The following is a 17996-nucleotide window of genomic DNA, read 5'->3' on the forward strand; positions in this document are numbered from 1 at the left end:
AGCAAAGTCTTCAGTGCTTGTGGCCCAGCTTGCGGTAGACCGTGGCGCGGCTGATGCCCAAAGCCTTGGCTGCGGCGGCCACGTTGCCTCGCGCATGCTCGACGGCCTTGCGTATCAAGGCGGTTTCCATGTCCTTCAACGGCAGGGAAGATGCAGGAGCGCCTCGTCCAGCAGGCACCGCCAGCGCTTCCCGCGCACTCAAGATGGGTAGCACCTGCAAATGGAGGCCGTTCCAGAGCGGCACATCCAATACCCCGCTTTCCCGATTGGCAGAATCAAAGAAACTGCTGTGCGCTATGCCGAACACTTCGGTCGCGTGTACCGACGCAAGCCCATTATTTTGCAGGATTGGAGCCATGGTGCGGGCAGTGGCATTGGCACCGGTGATCCAGCCATCACTGTCGAGGCAGAGCATGCCATCGCCTTCACCACCCAGCGCATAGCCAGGCCAATTGAGCCGCAATAGCAAATGGTGTGGGCGCGCCAGTACCATGGCGCTTTCAATTTTTCCAGCGGTCTGGGACACCAGGTGTTTGAGCTCGGGCCGCTCCAAAACATCGACACCGGTGAGGTCCAGCATGCCCACACAATGGCCGTCGGGCCCGAAGAGCGGTGCGCCTGCGCAGCTGTATGCGGCGTTGTCTTCAAAGAAATGCTCCCCCCGGTGCAGCCATACGGCTTGCCCTTCAAATAGTGCCGCGCCGATGGCAGTGGTGCCAACGTGCGCCTCTGACAAGTTAACGCCGATTCGGGCGATAACATCGGCACGCCGGTCACTGCGGTCGATTGGCCCATTGACATCCACCACGATGCCCTGCGCATTGGTCAGGATGGCAAAGTAACGGGTGTCGGCGATGGCTTGCCCCAGTCGCTCCATGACTGGGCGGGCGGCTTGAACCAGGCTTTGGTTGGACTCTTGCACCCGCTGCAGCGCCTGTGGGGGCAAACCGTCAAAGGCCAGCCGCTCACGGGGGCTATGACCGCTGTCGAGGCAGCGCTGCCAACTACGCTCGATCCACGGGGCAGACAGCGGCACCCGCAAAGCTTCGCCTTCCATCAGCATGGCTTGGCGCGCCGCGCTGATGTGCAGCAGGCGTTGCTCAACAGTGTGGATCAGGGTCTGCAGCATGGGTGTTTACCGGCTTGAGTCTATTGACATTTTGATTGGCGCGGCAGCGTAAGCGTCAAAGTGTTCCATTTTGAGAATTTTGTGCCCGTCAGGCAAAAGACCAAGGGTTTTACCTAGGGTCAATGCTAACCGAGACTTCAATAATTTGCATTGGTTGCCCGCTATCCGAAAACACATGGAGACACGTTTTATGCAGATACAGCTCACGGTCAATGGAAAGCCCACTACGGTGGATGTTCCCCCCCACACACTGCTGGTGCAAGTGCTGCGCGAGCACCTCCACCTGACCGGTACCCATGTGGGTTGCGACACCGCCCAGTGCGGGGCCTGCACGGTAATCAAAGACGGGCACAGCATCAAGTCGTGCAATGTGTTGGCGGCGCAGGTGAACGGTGCTGACATCACCACCATTGAAGGCTTGGCCCAACCGGACGGCACCATGCACCCCATGCAAGCTGCCTTCAAAGAGTGCCACGGCCTGCAATGCGGCTATTGCACCACCGGCATGGTGATGAGTGCAGTAGACCTGTGCAACCACCACCCCAAGGCCGACGCAGGCCAGATCCGCGAGCTGCTGGAGGGCAACTTCTGCCGCTGCACTGGCTACCAGAACATCGTCAAGGCTGTGCAGCAAGGTCAAGCTGCCATGGCCCATTCTTAAGGAGCCGCCGCCATGGGTGCATCAGATTTTTCCAAGCTTCCGCACATCGGCGAGTCCGTTCGCCGCAAAGAGGATTACCGCTTCCTCACCGGCGCCGGTCAATACACCGACGACATCACGATGGAGCGCCAGACCTACGCCGTCTTTGTGCGCAGCCCCCACGCCCACGCCACCATCAACAGCATTGACGTCAAGGCCGCCGAGGCCATGCCCGGTGTCGTCAAGATTTTTATCGGCAAAGACCTGGAAGGCAAAATGGGCGGCTTGCCCTGTGGCTGGCTGATCACCGATGTGAATGGCAAACCCATGAACGAGCCGCCGCACCCGGTACTGGCATTGGGCAAGGCCCGCCACGTAGGCGACCAGGTGGCCATGGTGATTGCCGAAACGCTGGAGCAAGCCAAAAACGCAGCTGAAGCGGTGGTGGTGGACTACGACGCGCTGCCGGCTGTGGTGGACGTGCGCGACGCCGCCACCAGCACCCAGTTGCACGAACAAGCCCCCAACAACCATTGCTACAAGTGGGGCCTGGGAGACAAGGCCGCCGTGGATGCGGTTTTTGCAACCGCCGCCCACATTACCAAGCTGGATCTGACCAACAACCGGTTGATTCCAAACGCCATGGAGCCGCGCGCCGCCATTGGTAACTACAGCCGCGCAACGGGAGAGTACGTTCTGTATGTCGCCAACCAGAACCCACACGTAGAGCGTCTGCTGATGACCGCCTTTGTGCTGGGTCTGCCCGAGCACAAAGTGCGCGTGATTGCACCGGATGTAGGCGGCGGCTTTGGTTCCAAAATTTTCCTGTATGCCGAAGATGTCGCGCTCACTTGGGCATCGAAGGAAATCAACCGCAGTATCAAGTGGACTTGCGAGCGCAGCGAGTCTTTCCTGACCGATGCCCACGGTCGCGACCATGCCAGCCATGCCGAAATGGCCATGGACAAGGACGGCAAATTCCTCGCCATGCGGGTGCATACTGATGCGAATCTCGGGGCCTATCTGTCTACTTTTTCTACTGCAGTGCCCACCATCCTCTATGCCACGTTGTTGGCAGGCCAGTACACCTGCCCTCTGATCTACGTGGAGGTAGATGCCTGGTTTACCAACACCGCACCGGTGGATGCCTACCGGGGTGCAGGCCGCCCTGAAGCCACTTATTTGTTGGAGCGCCTGGTAAGCCGCTGCGGCTGGGAGTTGGGTCTTGCGCAGGATGAGATTCGCAAACGCAATTTCATCAACAGCTGGCCTTACCAGACGCCAGTCGCCCTGCAATACGACGCAGGCGACTACCTTGCATTGCTCACCAAGGCACAGGGCCTGGGCGACACCGCCGGTTTTGAGGCTCGCAAATCTGCCAGCAAGGCCAAGGGCTTCTTGCGCGGTATCGGCTACTCCAGCTACATCGAGGCCTGCGGCCTGGCGCCCAGCAATATTGCGGGTGCACTGGGTGCACGTGCCGGCCTGTTTGAATGCGGCGAGGTGCGGGTGCACCCCACCGGAAGCGTGACCGTGTTTACCGGTTCCCACAGCCACGGCCAGGGCCACGAAACCACCTTTGCGCAGGTGGTGGCAGCGCGCTTGGGCATTGAGGTAGATGCCGTGGACGTCGTGCACGGCGACACTGGCCGTGTACCGTTTGGCATGGGCACCTACGGCTCGCGCTCACTGGCGGTCGGTGGCTCGGCCATCATGAAAGCGCTGGACAAGATCGAGACCAAGGCCAAGAAAATTGCGGCCCACCTGATGGAAGCCAGCGACGCCGATGTGGAGTTCGCCAATGGCGAGTTCACCGTCAAAGGCACCGACAAAAAGGTGACTTTCGGCCAGGTAGCGCTTACCGCCTATGTGCCGCACAACTATCCGCTGGACAAGCTGGAGCCGGGTCTGAACGAAACCGCGTTTTACGACCCGACCAACTTCACCTTCCCCAGCGGCACCTACATCTGCGAGGTTGAAATTGACCCCATGACGGGCAAGACGCGCGTTGACAAGTTCACTGCGGTAGACGACTTTGGCGTCATCGTCAACCCCATGATTGTGGAAGGCCAGGTGCACGGCGGTTTGGTGCAGGGCATAGGCCAGGCGCTGCTGGAGAATTGTGTCTACGACAAAGAGACCGGTCAGTTGCTGACAGGCTCGTATATGGACTACACCATGCCGCGCGCGGATGACTTCCCGGAGTTCAAGATCGACAACATCTGCACCCCTTGCACCCACAACCCCCTGGGCTCCAAAGGTTGCGGTGAGGCCGGTGCCATCGGTTCGCCGCCAGCAGTCATCAACGCGGTGCTTGACGCGCTGCACGAAGTCGGCGTGCAAGACTTCGACATGCCCGCATCGCCCCACCGCGTGTGGGAAGCCATCAAGGCCGCTAGAGTCTAAGCACAGGAGACACTGAACATGTATGCATTTACCCTAGAGCGTCCCGCCACGGTGGAAGACGCGTCCAAGCTAGCCGCAAGCGGCAGCAAAGTGCTGGCCGGTGGGCAAACCCTGCTGCCGTCCATGAAACTGCGCCTTGCGCAACCCGGTGCGGTGGCCGATTTAGGCGGTATCGCGTCGCTTGCCGGCATACGCCGTGAAGGCGATGCCATCGTCATCGGCGCGATGACGCGCCACATGGATGTAGCCAATAGCGCCGAAGTGAAAGCCGCCATTCCGGGGCTGGCCGATCTGGCGGCCCACATTGGCGACAAGCAGGTGCGTGCCATGGGCACACTCGGTGGCTCGGTGGCCAACAACGACCCCGCTGCCTGTTACCCCAGTGCCGTATTGGCCTTGGGTGCTACCGTGCACACCACCCGTCGCAAGATTGCTACAGATGATTTTTTCTCGGCATGTTCACCACAGCGTTGGACGAAGGCGAACTCATCACCGCGATCAGCTTCCCCATTCCTCAGCGCAGCGTGTACATGAAGTTCGTCCAGCCCGCATCGCGTTTCGCGCTGGTGGGGGTTTATCTGGCGCAAACGGCAGGCGGCGTGCGCGTGGCAGTCACCGGGGCCGGGCAGGGTGTGTTTCGCCACAAGGGACTGGAAGACGCGTTGAACAAGAGCTTTACGGTCGCGTCTGCCGCAGCGGTACCCATTGATGCCAGCGACTTGAATGCGGACCTGCACGCCACAGCAGCGTACCGCGCCAACCTCATCAGCGTACAAACCCAGCGGGGCGTGGCCAAGCTATTGGGTTGAGCTTAGGGCCAGTGCACAGGCCCCGCAGTCCGTTGGACGCGGGGCCTCTTCATTTCAACCTATAAGCCTCTTAGGCCAAATGTTGTTAGTGTTTTTGGCTTCTAGCCCTCGTCCGATATGACTATATAGCTCCTGAATAAATAGCAAAGTAATTTTTCATGACTCCGTTTTCCAGCATCGATGCGCTCACGCAAGCCCTGCAGGCGGCCGGTTATTACGCCGACCGCCGTTTGGCGACGTCCGTCTTTCTGGCGCTCAAGCTACAGCGCCCGCTGTTGCTGGAGGGCGAACCCGGTGTGGGCAAAACCGAGCTGGCCAAGGCCTTGTCGACGGCACTCCAACGGGCATTGATCCGACTGCAGTGCTATGACGGCCTGGAGCAGCGCGAAGCTCTGTACGAATGGAACTACGCCGCCCAGTTGCTGCACATGCGAGCTGCAGAAATCGCCCCCACGCTCGGCACTGGCGTGTCCTCGCTGCCCCCCGAGGGGGCGCTCACCGCCTTGGGGCGGCCCGGCGGCGGTTCGGGCCGGATAGATGTTTCGGCTATCGAGCGCGAGGTATACCAGGAGCGCTATCTCCTGCGCCGACCGTTGTTGCAGGCCCTGCAGACACCCGCCCCTGGCGCGGTGTTGCTGATTGACGAGGTGGACCGCGCGGATGAACCGTTTGAGGCTTTCCTGCTGGAATATTTGGGTGAGTTTCAGGTGAGTATTCCGGAGCTGGGCACGGTGCGCGCCGAGGTGACGCCGGTCACTATTTTGACCAGCAACCGAACCCGTGAACTCAACGATGCGGTCAAGCGGCGCTGCCTCTACCACTGGCTGGACTACCCCGACCGGGACCGCGAGCTCTCCATCATCCGCGCCCAGGTTCCCGGTGCGACCGATGCACTGACCGCCCAGGTTGCCGATGTGGTGAACCGCTTGCGCAGCCAGCCGTTTGTGGCCAGCTTTCAGCGCGCACCGGGCATTGCCGAGAGTGTGGAGTGGGTCAAGGCCCTGCTGGCTTTGGATACGCTGGTGCTCGACCCAGAGCTGCTGACCGACACGGCTGGAATTTTGTTCAAGCAGCGCGACGATGTGGCGGCCCTCAACCACCAGCTTGCCAGCGATCTGCTGGCCCCAGCCGAGGAAGAAGATGCGCGATAGTGCACACCCAGCTGCACCAGCAGGTGCCCTGGAGTCGGTATGCAGTTAGGCGATGCACGGCTGGGCAAGTTCGGTGACAACTTGGCCGCCTTCGGACGCACGCTGCGTCGAGCTGGCGTGCGGGTGGACCCCGCCCGCATTGCGTTGGCCACCGATGCAGCTTTGACCGTGGGTCTGGAGCGGCGTGAAGACTTTAGCGCAGCGCTCGAAGCGGTGCTGGTAAGCCGTGAGCAAGACCGGCAGGTTTTTCGCGAATTGTTTGACGCGTTTTTCCGCAACCCCAACATGGCACACAAGCTGCTCGCGCAATTGTTGCCCAGCGCCGAAGGCAAGGCCGAACCCAGCAAGCGCCGCCCCCGGGTGCGTGAGGCGCTTTCGCCTCAACAGGCATTTGGCAAACAGGCCCAGCCCAAGCCGCAAGACGACAAGGTGGACTTTGACGCGGCAATGACCGCCAGCGACCTGCAGCGCCTCCAACATGCAGACTTCAATGCCCTGGGTGCCACCGAGTTTCGCCTGGTGGAGCGCTTGGCGCGCGATATCCGGTTGCCGCTGCCTACCTTTGCCAGCAGACGCAGCCGACCGGGCCACCGTGGCCAGGCGCTGCATTGGCGCGGCGTGCTGCAGTCAGCGGTGCGCAGTGGCGGGGAGCCCATTGACCTTCCGCGCCTGCAGCGGGTGCGCCAACCTCTGCCGTTACTGGTTCTGGTGGATGTGTCGGGGTCTATGGAGCGTTATGCCCGCCTGCTACTGGCCTTTTTGCACGCTGCAACCAGCCGTCAAGCATTGGGCGGTAGTGCGCGACTGCAACGCCATGTATTTGCCTTTGGAACGCACCTAACCGACCTTGGCCCCGCCTTTGCACAGGCCGACACGGATGCCATGTTGGTCCAGGCCAGCGCGGCCATCGATGACTTCGCTGGCGGTACCCGCTTGGGAGACTCACTCTGCACCTTGCGCGCACTGCACAGCCGCAAACTCGTAGGCCGCAGGACGCTGGTGCTGCTGATTTCCGACGGGCTCGACACCGGCGAGCCGCAAGCCCTGGAACACGAACTGGACTGGCTGCGCCACCGCACCGGTCGTCTTTTGTGGCTAAATCCCTTGCTGCGCTTTGAGGGCTACGCGCCCCTAGCGCAGGGGGCATCTGTTTTAAATCGATACGCGCACGGCACCTTGGCGGTGCACAACCTCAGCAAGCTCGAGGACTTGGCCGCTAGCGTGGCCGGTGTGCTTCGGCGCTGAGCACTGAGCACTGAGTAAACACGAAAAGAGAAAAGGAACACACCATGGAAATGCAAGGCAGCCGTCAACTGGCCATCACCCAACAACAGGCGTGGGACGCGCTCAACGACCCCGCTGTACTCAAGACCTGCATTCCCGGTTGCGACAAAGTCGAGGCCACGGGCGACAATCAATATTCCATCGGCATGTCCATCAAGATCGGACCGGTAGCTGCCAAGTTCAGCGGCAAGATCACGCTCTCTGACATCCAGCCCCCCAGCAGCTACACCATCAGCTTTGAAGGGCAGGGCGGTCCTGCAGGCTTCGGCAAAGGGAATGCCGCCGTGCAGCTCACGCCAAACGACAGGGGCAACGAACTCAGTTACAAGGTGCACGCCACGGTGGGCGGAAAGATTGCCCAGCTTGGCCAGCGCCTGATTGATGGTGCTGCCAAATCCATGGCCGAAGACTTTTTCAAGCGGTTTGACGACGAAATGCAAAAGCAGCACCCCGACGCGTATGCCGCACAAGCAGCGGCGGATGCGGCAAACGGGGCAGTACCCGTAACGACCCAGGCGCCTCCCAGTGCAGGGCTGATGGGCTTGCCGGTATGGGTGTGGGTTGCAGCTGCGCTGATCATTTTGGCGTGTGTCGCTCTCTTGCGCTAAATCCAGGAGCCCACCATGGAAAACGTAGACGTTTTGGTGTTGCGCATTCTGCGCGACTGGCGGCTGGCTGGCCGCCGGGCCTTGCTGGCCACCGTGGTGCGCACGTGGGGCTCGTCGCCACGGCCAGTGGGTTCCATCATGGCCCTGTGTGAGGATGGTGCGGTAGTCGGTTCAGTTTCAGGCGGCTGCATCGAAGACGACCTGATTTACCGCTTCACCCGGGCCTATGCCTCACAAGGCGCAGCGCCAAGTGGCGAATCGCAAGAGATTCCACAAGGCGCCCCGCGTTTCGTCAAATACGGCATTACGGCAGACGAAGCACACCGTTTTGGACTGCCCTGTGGGGGCACTCTGGAGTTGCTGCTGGAGTTTGACCCGGATGCTGGCGTCTTGCAGGAGCTGGTGGCCCTGTTGGAGCAGGGGCAACTGGTCCGGCGTGAAGTGCGACTGGCCGACGGAGCCGTAAAACTGCAACCAAGCGCCGCGCCGTCTGACCTGGTGTTGGGGCCAGACGAGCTGGCCAACACCTTTGGCCCAGAGTACCGCATGCTGATGATTGGTGCGGGACAGCTCAGCGAATATGTGGCAACCATGGCCTTGTTCTGCGGGTTTGCTGTGACCGTGTGTGACCCTCGTGAGGAATACCGCAGTGCCTGGTCGGTCAAAGGCGCGACGGTGTTGAGCGACATGCCAGATGACGTGGTCACAGCGTTTAAGCCGGACCGTCGCACCTGCGTGATTGCACTTACCCACGACCCGAAGTTGGATGACCTTGCTCTGCTGGAGGCATTGCAGACAGAGGCGTTTTACATTGGTGCCATTGGGTCGCGCCGTAATAACCAGGCACGCCATCATCGCATGGTGGAGCACCTGGACCAAACCCCGAAAAGCCTGGCCCGATTGCGTGGCCCCATCGGAATTTACATCGGCAGCAAAACTCCACCAGAAATTGCGGTGAGCATCATGGCCGAAATATTGGCCGTGAAGAACGGTGTGACGCTGCCACGCGACATGGAGGTGTCGCACGCCAAGGATGAACTGGCCATCTCCCACAATGACCCTGAAACGCTGATCTGTGGGGTGGGGCGACCCGGTTCCTGAAGCACCCCGGCCCCGCTTTGATAGTCAACATTGCTGTCGTGGGCTTAGATGGTTTCTCCTGCAAACACCACAAGGTGATTTTTGTGGGCAACAAGTTCCATGGTTCCAATTGCCTGTACACGGTACTGGCAGCGCAAATTCCTGGCAAATCAGACTGGCGACTATCGATGTGCGCGCTTTGTGTGGCGCGTTACTGAACCGATACTTCAACCCGGCGGGCTTCGCTGTCGGCGCCCGTCGCCAGTGTCTGCTCAGGCTTCTTGAGTTCGACTTTGTCCTGCGCAACACCCAGCGCCCCAAGCGTATCCCGAACCTTCAGGGCGCGCTGCTTTGCCAACTCTGCGTTCATGGCTGGGTCGCCGGTGGCATCATGAAAACCACTGATGACAACGCTCTTGCCTGCGGCAGCCGCACGCACGATATCTGTCAGAGCCTCATTCGCTCCCGCAGCCAGATCGGACTTGCCGGATGCAAAGTAAAACATCACGATGCCGTTCACCACCTTCACGCTCGCGCCGTCTGCCGCGACAGCCGCGACTGCGGGTTTGACAGCCATCTGGTTCTTTGAATATTGTGTGACGCCCAGCACCAGCGCGACAACCAGGGCAATTACGCCAAAAACCACACCTAAAACAACACCAATGTTGTCGTCGTCCTGAGAACCCATGGTTGAAACTCCAAAAATATTGAGCTTCAATTGTAAAGTGCCACGAGTCCTGGTCAGTTGCAAGGACCGCCACCATGCCAAGTACAGCTCTTAACCCTGCACCGTCTCGATACCAGGGCGTGTATCGAAGCACCCGACCGCCTACTGCCCGAAGGGTTGAAGTGACCTATGAAACGGTGCGGCGTTGGGCGCACAAGTTCGGTATGACGCTCAGATGTGTTTCTTGACCCAGGCGACGTAAGTGTCCACCCAAGCTTGCAGGAACTTTTCGGTGCCTGCATTGAGTTTGCCGGCAGCGTCATAGAGCCCTTCCTTGTTATGGAGGAAGACCTCAGGCTGGGCTAAGGTGTGCATGTTCAGAAACACCAGCACGTTGCGCAGATGCTGCTGGGCCATGGCCGTGCCAATTGGGCCGATGGACGTGCCGACGATACCGGCAGGCTTGCCCTCAAAAGCGCTGGTCCCATAAGGCCGCGAACCGTGGTCGATGGCGTTTTTAAGCACGCCGGGAATCGACCGGTTGTATTCAGGTGTCACAAACAGAACGCCCTGGGCGCCCTTGATGTCACTCTTCATACGCAGTACCTGTGGCGCCTGCTGCGCGTCGTCATCCTGGTTGTACAGCGGCAAATCATCAATGCGCACGTATTTGAATTGAAAGTCCGCCGGAAACATCTTTTCGAGCGCGCCGGCCAGCTTGCGGTTGAATGAATCCTTGCGAAGACTGCCGACAATGACGGCGATCACAAAATTTGCCATGCTGCGCTCCAGAAGACGGCCCACCCATGGGGCAAGCCGGACGGTTGATGAAACAAAGAGGTGTCAAGTCATTATGCAGAGCGATTGCAAAATGCGCCAATTCAGTCCAAACGCCCCTCTTCAACTCAGGGTCCGGTCCACCCCATTCCTAGGTAATCTTGAATACGGTTCGCTGCGTTTTGCCGCCCACCCTCTCGTCATACGCTGCCCATTGCTTGATGCCTTTGACCAGCACCTGGGCGCTGACGTCTTTCACCTGCTTCTTGGCCTTGAGACGCGGTGTCAGCCAATCTTGTACGTGGTCATAGCAAATGCCTTCGGGGCCGCTGGGTACCAGCAGTTCTTTGCCGGCCACATGGCCGGATGGCGTTACGGTGAGGATAGTTGCGGGCATGGTGTTAAGTGCGTAGCTCTGCTGGATTATTGGCTGGTGCCTCGCTGCCCTTGCTGACGCTCTCACCGTCTTGCGGTTGCAGCGTCCAGAATGACAGCGACGACACCACGGTCAATGCGGCCAGTGTCAAAAAGGCGTGGTGCAGCGAGGATGTGACCGCCACGCGGTCCGATTGGGACATGCCATTTAGAAAATACCCTGTCGTCAACGACCCAAACGCCAGACCAAAACTCATGGACATTTGTTGCAATGTGCTGGCCATGGTGCTGGCCATGGCGGCATCCGCTGCGTCAATGTCGGCATAGGCCATGGAGTTCATGCTCGAAAACTGCAGCGAGTTAAACAAGCCAAGCGCCAGCCCGATGGCCACGATGGCGAACATCGGCGTCCCCTCCCCAACCAGTGAGTAGCTGGCAATGACGCAGGCTACCAGCAATGTGTTCACGATCAGCACCTGCCGGAAGCCAAAGCGTTTGAGCATGGGGGCGGAGAGCACCTTCATGGCCATTGCGGCGACCGCAGCAGGCATCATCAACAAGCCTGACTGCCAGGCGGGCAGCCCCAAGCCCAGTTGGTACAGTAGCGGCAGCAAAAACGGCATGCCACCCACGCCCAGCCGTGTCACAAAGCCGCCCAGCACCGAAACCCGAAACGTGCGCGTCGACAGGAGCGACAAGCGCAGCAGCGGATAGGGCACCCGCTTGGCGTGCCAGCCATAGCCCACCAGCAGCGCCAAGGACATGGCCGCCAACATGACCAAATTGACAGGGGAGAGGTTGGTTTCACCAAATACCTCCAGCAGCCATGAGAGCAGGCCGGCCCCACTGGCAAACAACAACAGGCCGCGCACATCCAGCGTGCGCTGGGTTTCGCTGCGGTAATTGGGCATGTAATTTTTGGCAAACCAGAGTGCAGCCAAGCCGACCGGTACGTTCACAAAAAAGATGTCGCGCCAGGACGCCCAATGCACGATCAACCCGCCCACGGTGGGCCCCAATAACGGCCCCAACAGCGCTGGAATAATCACAAAGTTCATGGCTTGCAGCAGTTCGCCCTTGGAGAAAGTGCGCACAATGGCCATGCGGCCTACTGGCATCATCATGGCCGCCGCAATTCCCTGGGGCACACGCGAGGCGACCAACATGGTGGAATTTACCGCCAGACCGCATAGCACCGACGACACGGTGAACAGGGCCACCGCCAACATGAAGATACGCCGGCTGCCATAGCGCTCGGCCAGCCAACCGCTGATGGGAATACTCACCGCCAGGCTCAGGATGTAGCTGGTCACCACTGCCTTCAGGCTCAAGGGCGTAACACCCAGGTTCGCTGCCATGGCCGGGATGCCGGTATTGACGATGGTGGAGTCCAGCTGCTCCATGAACAACGCCGTGGCAACCACCCAGGGAAGGTAGCGCTTTGTTGTGGCGGAACTGGCAACCATGTCAAATGGTAGCGATAACCGAGCGCCCTTGTGGGTGCTTCGGGAAACCCCCCAGTACTTTTTGCAGGCGTGTACAGGGCGGTCCGGCCAAGCCGAGGTATGCTACCCACCGCACGCAACGCGCTTGGTGATCCCGGGCGCCGCGCCGCATTGTCCGTCCAGACCTGGCTACCCGCCAGATCGGGGCAACCCCGAAATTTGCTGCAGGCCACGATCCTGCAAGGAGTTATGTTGATGCCAACTTACGAGCCACTGCGTCTGCATGTGCCGGAGCCCACCGGGCGACCCGGCCATGACACAGACTTTTCCTACCTCCCCATTTCCGAAGCTGGCGCGGTGCGTCGCCCCCCGGTGGATGCCCAGGCGGCGCAAACCAGTGATCTGGCGTTTACGCTGATTCGTGTGCTCGACAAGGACGGTCATGCGGTCGGCCCTTGGGCACCCGACCTCAGCGTGGCGCAGTTGCGCAAAGGCATGCGGGCCATGCTCAAGACGCGGGCTTTTGATGCCCGCATGTTGATTGCGCAGCGGCAGAAAAAAATGTCGTTCTACATGCAGTGTCTGGGTGAAGAGGCGATTGCCTGCGCCCACGCGCAAGCTCTGGTGGACGGCGACATGTGCTTCCCCACCTACCGCCAGCAAGGCTTGCTGCTCGCACGCGACGATGTGTCCATGGTGGACATGATTTGCCAGCTCTATTCCAATGAGCACGATCCGCTCAAGGGTCGCCAACTGCCGGTGATGTACTCCAGCAAGAGGCAGGGCTTTTTCTCCATCTCCGGCAATCTGGCCACGCAAGTGATCCAGGCCGTCGGCTGGGGCATGGCCTCCGCCATCAAAGGCGATACCAAGGTGGCCTCCGCCTGGATTGGCGACGGCGCCACAGCGGAAGCAGACTTCAGCACTGCCATCACCTTTGCACATGTGTACCGCGCACCGGTCATTCTGAATGTGGTGAACAACCAGTGGGCCATTTCTACCTTCCAGGCCATTGCCGGGGGCGAGGGCACCACCTTTGCCGCACGCGGCGTGGGCAGCGGTATTGCCTCCCTGCGGGTGGATGGCAACGACTTTCTGGCGGTATATGCCGCCTCGCAATGGGCGCTGGAACGCGCCCGGCGCAACCTGGGCCCCACCCTGATTGAGTGGGTGACCTTCCGCGCCGGCCCCCACTCCACGTCCGACGACCCCAGTAAGTACCGCCCGGCGAATGACGCTGCGCGCTTCCCCCTGGGGGACCCCATTAACCGCCTTAAACAACACCTGATCGGGCTGGGGGCTGGTCCGATGCCGAGCACGACGCCACGCAAAAGGAGCTGGAAGCCGATGTAGCCGCTGCGCAAAAAGAAGCCGAGCAATACGGCACCCTGGCCGATGGCAACATGCGCAGCCCGGCTGAAATGTTTGAAGATGTTTACAAAGAAATGCCCGCGCACCTGCGCCGGCAGCGACAGGAGTTGGGAATATGAGCAACACCCCTATGACCATGATCCAGGCGCTGCGGTCGGCCATGGATGTGATGCTGGAGCGAGACGATAACGTGGTGGTGTACGGCCAGGACGTGGGTTATTTCGGTGGCGTTTTCCGTTGCACCGAAGGCCTGCAAAAAAAGTACGGCACCTCGCGCGTGTTTGATACGCCCATCTCCGAAGGCGGCATTGTAGGAACTGCTGTGGGCATGGGCGCCTATGGACTGCGCCCGGTGGTGGAAATCCAGTTTGCCGACTATTTCTACCCGGCCAGCGACCAGATCGTGTCGGAAGCGGCGCGCCTGCGCTACCGATCGGCGGGTGACTTCACCTGCCCCATCACTATCCGCATGCCCTGCGGCGGCGGCATCTACGGTGGCCAAACCCACAGCCAAAGCCCTGAGGCCATGTTCACCCAGGTTTGCGGTCTGCGCACGGTGATGCCGTCCAACCCGTACGACGCCAAGGGCCTGCTGATCGCCTCGATCGAGAATGACGACCCGGTCATCTTCCTGGAGCCCAAGCGCCTGTACAACGGCCCGTTTGACGGCCACCACGACAAACCGGTCGTGCCCTGGTCCAAGCACCCCATGGGTTCCGTGCCCGACGGCTACTACACGGTGCCACTGGACAAAGCTGTGGTGTTTCGCCCCGGCAACGCGCTGACCGTGTTGGCCTACGGCACCATGGTGTATGTCTGCGAAGCGGCAGCCCAGGCGAGCGGCATCGATGCGGAGATCATCGACTTGCGCTCGATCTGGCCACTGGATCTGGAAACCATTGTGGCCTCGGTCAAGAAGACCGGCCGCTGCGCGGTGGTGCATGAAGCCACGCGCACCAGTGGCTTTGGTGCTGAGCTGATCGCCTTGGTCCAAGAAGAATGCTTCTACCACCTGGAAGCCCCCATCGAGCGGGTGGCGGGATGGGATACCCCCTATCCGCACGCCCAGGAGTGGAACTATTTTCCTGGCCCCAAGCGGGTCGCTGAAGCGTTCAAGCGCGCGATGGAGGCATGATGGGTATTCACATAATCAAGATGCCGGATATCGGCGAAGGCATTGCAGAAGTCGAATTGGTCGCCTGGCATGTGCAGGTCGGTGACATGGTGGCCGAGGACCAGATCCTGGCCGATGTGATGACCGATAAGGCCACGGTGGAAATTCCCTCGTCGGTTGCCGGCAAAGTGCTGGCCCTGGGCGGCGCGGTGGGCCAGGTGATGGCCGTGGGGTCCGAAGTGATCCGCATTGAGGTGGAAGGTGCCGGAAACCTTAAGCAAAACGAGCCTCCAGCCCTCGTCAATACTACACAGACAGCTACCAATTCAATAGCAACTGCAAAAACGCTTGTGGCAACCGAGGCGATAGCCCCAGCGCATCCGCCAACCTCCGTTCAGGCTGCGCCTGTCGAAGCCCCTCGATCCGCTCAGGGTGAACGGAAAAATGGGTCGGCACCCGCGCACAACGGCAAAGCCCCGGCAACCCTGGTGCGAGCCCCCGGCGACAAGCCCATCGCCTCACCCGCCGTGCGCCGCCAGGCCTGGGACCTGGGTGTGGAGTTGCAATTTGTGCCGGGCACCGGTACCGCCGGACGCATCACGCATGAGGACCTGCAGGCCTATGTGGCCCGCGCAGCGCACTCACAGCCTGCGGGTGTGGCCGACCAGCGCTATGCCCAGCGCCTGGATGAGCAAGCCATTCCCGTCATCGGCCTGCGCCGCAAGATCGCGCAGAAGATGCAAGATGCCAAGCGCCGCATTCCGCACTTCACCTATGTAGAAGAAGTGGATATGACCGAGCTCGAAGCCCTGCGTGTTCGGCTCAATACCCTGCACGGCAAGGAGCGCGGTCGCCTGACGGTACTGCCTTTCCTCGTTCGCGCCATGGTGCTGGCCGTGCGCGAGCACCCTGAGGTCAACGTCCGGTTTGACGATGAGGCATCCGTGATCACGCGCTATGGCGCTGTGCACCTGGGGCTTGCCACGCAAACCGATGGTGGCCTGATGGTGCCGGTGATTCGCCATGCCGAAACGCTGGACCTGTGGGCCTGTGCGGCCGAGATCGCGCGCCTGGCCGAAGCCGCGCGCACCGGCAAGGCTACGCGTGACGAGCTGACCGGTTCAACGCTCACGCTTACCAGCCTGGGTGCCTTGGGTGGCATCGTCAGCACGCCCGTGATCAACCACCCCGAGGTAGCCATCGTCGGTGTCAACCGCATGGTCGAACGCCCCATGGTGCGCAATGGCGCAGTGGTGGTGCGCCAGATGATGAACCTGTCGTCAAGTTTCGACCACCGCGTGGTGGACGGCATGAACGCGGCGCAATTTGTACAAAAAATACGTGGATACCTGGAATGTCCGGCCACCTTGTTTGTGGAGTAAGTGGACATGAACATACATCACACAACCCTACTGGTTATCGGGGGTGGCCCTGGTGGCTACATCACGGCCATCCGCGCGGCACAACTGGGCATTGCCACCACGCTGGTCGAAGGCGAGCAACTGGGTGGCACCTGCCTGAATGTGGGCTGCATCCCCTCCAAGGCCATGATCCACGCCGCGGAGGCCTTTCACCAGGCGCACCATTTCATGGGTGACAGCACGCTGGGCATCCATGTTGAGTCGGCACGCATCGACATTGCACAGACCGTGCGTTGGAAAGACGGCATCGTGGCAAGGCTCACGGGTGGCGTCGGCGCCCTGCTCAAAAAGCATGGTGTCAAGGTTGTCAAGGGCTGGGCCACCATGGTGGACGGCAAGACCGTTGACGTGGCGCAAAGCAAGCCGGACGCCAAGCCATTGCGCATCCAGGGGGAGCACATCGTGCTGGCCACGGGCTCGGTCGAGCTGGGCCTGCCCGGCATGCCGTTTGGCGGGCGCGTCATCTCGTCCACGCAGGCGCTGTCGCCCGACAGCATCCCCAAGAAATTGGTGGTGGTGGGCGGCGGCTATATCGGACTGGAGCTGGGCCTGGTCTACCGCAAGCTGGGCTCGGATGTGACCGTGGTCGAGGCGCAAGACCGCATTCTGCCGCTGTACGACGAAGAGCTGACCAAGCCCGTGGCCGCATCGCTGCGCAAGCTGGGCGTGCAGGTGCTGCTGGGTAGCAAGGTGCAAGGCCTGAACACCGCGGGTGACGCCGTGCGCGTGCAAGACGCAGCCAGCCGCGAGAGCGAGCTGGCAGCTGACCAAGTGCTGGTGGCCATTGGCCGCGTGCCGCACACCCACGGCTGGGGGCTGGAGAAACTGATGTTGGCCATGCAAGGCCGCGCCATCAAGGTAGACGACCAGTGCCGCACCTCCATGCGCAACGTCTGGGCGATTGGCGATTTGACGGGCGAGCCCATGCTGGCCCACCGCGCCATGGCGCAGGGTGAGATGGTGGCCGAAATCATTTCGGGTAAACGCCGCCATTTCGCCCCTGCGGCCATCGCTGCTGTTTGCTTCACCGACCCCGAGGTGGTGGTCGCTGGGCTGGCGCCGACTGACGCGGCCAAGGCGGGGCTGGACTGCATCACGGCCCAGTTCCCGTTCGCGGCGAACGGCCGCGCCATGACGCTGGAATCGACCGACGGTTTTGTGCGCGTGGTAGCGCGGCGCGACAACCACCGCATCGTCGGTTGGCAGGCGGTAGGGGCTGGCGTGTCGGAGCTGAGCACCGCCTTCTCGCATTCGCTGGAGATGGGCGCTACGCTGGAAGACGTGGCGGGAACCATCCACGCGCACCCCACCTTGGGTGAAGCGGTGCAAGAGGCGGCGATGCGGGCGCTGGGGCATGCGCTGCATATCTAGTTTTGCGGCAAAGTCTTAAGGAAAATGGGCCGCTAGCCCTAATGAAATATAAAGATAGTGCTATGTTTATAGTAGCTATTGGGAGGGTGAATCGTGCGTTGCACATCCACCGATTGTTCGGAGCGAATGGACCGGGTATCCGTTCCCTTTGCACATGATCTCGGGCTGATTTTTTTGGCGCGACTGACGTTGGTTCAGGAGCACCATCCAAGCCAGACTGTGTGGGTGCGATTAAGTCGGCAATGCTGCGAAAGCGGGTGCTCAATCTGACCGCGCGAACTCACACAATCGAGACAGAGCGGACTTAACGGCTCTTTATTGAATAGCCCGAGACCGGTCATTCGCCAT

14 protein-coding genes and 2 pseudogenes are annotated in these 17996 nt (G+C 60.8%); 11 read left to right on the forward strand and 5 right to left on the reverse strand.

Annotation, left to right across the window (positions count from 1 at the left end; all coding sequences use genetic code 11):
* Positions 1–10 precede the first annotated feature (10 nt).
* Entirely contained in the window at positions 11–1129 is a 1119-nt protein-coding gene (locus tag IPI80_RS17785) for a helix-turn-helix domain-containing protein (protein ID WP_413862455.1), read from the reverse strand.
* Between the two features lie 190 nt (positions 1130–1319).
* On the opposite strand from IPI80_RS17785, the gene IPI80_RS17790 reads away from it, so the two are divergent.
* From IPI80_RS17790 to IPI80_RS17820, 7 genes and pseudogenes are all read left to right on the forward strand, one after another.
* Positions 1320–1790, forward strand: coding sequence for a (2Fe-2S)-binding protein (locus tag IPI80_RS17790; RefSeq protein ID WP_413862625.1), 471 nt, complete (start codon positions 1320–1322; stop codon positions 1788–1790).
* Positions 1791–1802: 12 nt separating this feature from the next.
* Entirely contained in the window at positions 1803–4175 is a 2373-nt protein-coding gene (locus IPI80_RS17795) for a xanthine dehydrogenase family protein molybdopterin-binding subunit (RefSeq protein WP_413862456.1), read from the forward strand.
* An 18-nt stretch (positions 4176–4193) separates the two neighbouring features.
* A pseudogene (locus IPI80_RS17800) lies at positions 4194–4984 on the forward strand (FAD binding domain-containing protein).
* A gap of 158 nt (positions 4985–5142) precedes the next feature.
* The gene (locus IPI80_RS17805; RefSeq protein ID WP_413862457.1) at positions 5143–6135 is read left to right on the forward strand and encodes an AAA family ATPase; all 993 of its coding nucleotides are present in this window, start codon (positions 5143–5145) and stop codon (positions 6133–6135) included.
* Positions 6136–6174: 39 nt separating this feature from the next.
* On the forward strand, positions 6175–7380 hold the full coding sequence (locus tag IPI80_RS17810; protein ID WP_413862458.1) for a vWA domain-containing protein: 1206 nt from the start codon (positions 6175–6177) through the stop codon (positions 7378–7380).
* A 44-nt stretch (positions 7381–7424) separates the two neighbouring features.
* Positions 7425–8027 carry a CoxG family protein gene (locus IPI80_RS17815; RefSeq protein ID WP_413862459.1) on the forward strand — a complete coding sequence of 201 codons (603 nt, stop codon included), beginning with the start codon at positions 7425–7427 and terminating at the stop codon, positions 8025–8027.
* Between the two features lie 15 nt (positions 8028–8042).
* Positions 8043–9128, forward strand: coding sequence for an XdhC family protein (locus IPI80_RS17820; RefSeq protein WP_413862460.1), 1086 nt, complete (start codon positions 8043–8045; stop codon positions 9126–9128).
* Between the two features lie 190 nt (positions 9129–9318).
* Here the strand turns inward: IPI80_RS17820 and IPI80_RS17825 are convergent, their stop codons facing one another.
* From IPI80_RS17825 to IPI80_RS17840, 4 genes are all read right to left on the reverse strand, one after another.
* The gene (locus IPI80_RS17825; protein WP_413862461.1) at positions 9319–9795 is read right to left on the reverse strand and encodes an OmpA family protein; all 477 of its coding nucleotides are present in this window, start codon (positions 9793–9795) and stop codon (positions 9319–9321) included.
* 210 nt (positions 9796–10005) lie between these two features.
* Positions 10006–10554 (reverse strand): NADPH-dependent FMN reductase, encoded by a 549-nt coding sequence (locus IPI80_RS17830; protein ID WP_413862462.1) that lies wholly within the window; start codon positions 10552–10554, stop codon positions 10006–10008.
* A gap of 148 nt (positions 10555–10702) precedes the next feature.
* Positions 10703–10948: a hypothetical protein gene (locus IPI80_RS17835; protein WP_413862463.1), complete on the reverse strand. Its 246-nt coding sequence runs from the start codon at positions 10946–10948 to the stop codon at positions 10703–10705.
* A gap of 4 nt (positions 10949–10952) precedes the next feature.
* Positions 10953–12392 carry an MFS transporter gene (locus IPI80_RS17840; protein WP_413862464.1) on the reverse strand — a complete coding sequence of 480 codons (1440 nt, stop codon included), beginning with the start codon at positions 12390–12392 and terminating at the stop codon, positions 10953–10955.
* A 234-nt stretch (positions 12393–12626) separates the two neighbouring features.
* Between IPI80_RS17840 and IPI80_RS17845 the strand changes: the two are divergent.
* The 4 genes and pseudogenes from IPI80_RS17845 to lpdA all read left to right on the forward strand — a co-directional run bounded on the left by IPI80_RS17845 (position 12627) and on the right by lpdA (position 17648).
* Positions 12627–13861 (forward strand): annotated as a pseudogene (locus IPI80_RS17845) (3-methyl-2-oxobutanoate dehydrogenase (2-methylpropanoyl-transferring) subunit alpha).
* Positions 13858–14877: an alpha-ketoacid dehydrogenase subunit beta gene (locus IPI80_RS17850; protein ID WP_413862465.1), complete on the forward strand. Its 1020-nt coding sequence runs from the start codon at positions 13858–13860 to the stop codon at positions 14875–14877. Before IPI80_RS17845 ends, IPI80_RS17850 begins: the two are co-directional and overlap by 4 nt.
* The gene (locus tag IPI80_RS17855) at positions 14877–16238 is read left to right on the forward strand and encodes a dihydrolipoamide acetyltransferase family protein (protein ID WP_413862466.1); all 1362 of its coding nucleotides are present in this window, start codon (positions 14877–14879) and stop codon (positions 16236–16238) included. Before IPI80_RS17850 ends, IPI80_RS17855 begins: the two co-directional genes overlap by 1 nt.
* Positions 16239–16244: 6 nt before the next feature.
* Entirely contained in the window at positions 16245–17648 is a 1404-nt protein-coding gene (lpdA, locus tag IPI80_RS17860; protein ID WP_413862467.1) for a dihydrolipoyl dehydrogenase, read from the forward strand.
* Positions 17649–17996: the final 348 nt, after the last annotated feature.

The organism is Candidatus Aalborgicola defluviihabitans, assembly GCF_016705985.1.
Taxonomy (GTDB): Bacteria; Pseudomonadota; Gammaproteobacteria; order Burkholderiales; family Burkholderiaceae_C; genus Allorhodoferax; species Allorhodoferax defluviihabitans.

Bases quoted from the DNA above. Each gene is read 5' to 3' on its own strand.
- IPI80_RS17785 (WP_413862455.1), bottom strand. From the start codon at position 1,129: ATGCTGCAGACCCTGATCCACACTGTTGAGCAACGCCTGCTGCACATC.
- IPI80_RS17790 (WP_413862625.1), top strand. From the start codon at position 1,320: ATGCAGATACAGCTCACGGTCAATGGAAAGCCCACTACGGTGGATGTT.
- IPI80_RS17795 (WP_413862456.1), top strand. From the start codon at position 1,803: ATGGGTGCATCAGATTTTTCCAAGCTTCCGCACATCGGCGAGTCCGTT.
- IPI80_RS17805 (WP_413862457.1), top strand. From the start codon at position 5,143: ATGACTCCGTTTTCCAGCATCGATGCGCTCACGCAAGCCCTGCAGGCG.
- IPI80_RS17810 (WP_413862458.1), top strand. From the start codon at position 6,175: ATGCAGTTAGGCGATGCACGGCTGGGCAAGTTCGGTGACAACTTGGCC.
- IPI80_RS17815 (WP_413862459.1), top strand. From the start codon at position 7,425: ATGGAAATGCAAGGCAGCCGTCAACTGGCCATCACCCAACAACAGGCG.
- IPI80_RS17820 (WP_413862460.1), top strand. From the start codon at position 8,043: ATGGAAAACGTAGACGTTTTGGTGTTGCGCATTCTGCGCGACTGGCGG.
- IPI80_RS17825 (WP_413862461.1), bottom strand. From the start codon at position 9,795: ATGGGTTCTCAGGACGACGACAACATTGGTGTTGTTTTAGGTGTGGTT.
- IPI80_RS17830 (WP_413862462.1), bottom strand. From the start codon at position 10,554: ATGGCAAATTTTGTGATCGCCGTCATTGTCGGCAGTCTTCGCAAGGAT.
- IPI80_RS17835 (WP_413862463.1), bottom strand. From the start codon at position 10,948: ATGCCCGCAACTATCCTCACCGTAACGCCATCCGGCCATGTGGCCGGC.
- IPI80_RS17840 (WP_413862464.1), bottom strand. From the start codon at position 12,392: ATGGTTGCCAGTTCCGCCACAACAAAGCGCTACCTTCCCTGGGTGGTT.
- IPI80_RS17850 (WP_413862465.1), top strand. From the start codon at position 13,858: ATGAGCAACACCCCTATGACCATGATCCAGGCGCTGCGGTCGGCCATG.
- IPI80_RS17855 (WP_413862466.1), top strand. From the start codon at position 14,877: ATGGGTATTCACATAATCAAGATGCCGGATATCGGCGAAGGCATTGCA.
- lpdA (WP_413862467.1), top strand. From the start codon at position 16,245: ATGAACATACATCACACAACCCTACTGGTTATCGGGGGTGGCCCTGGT.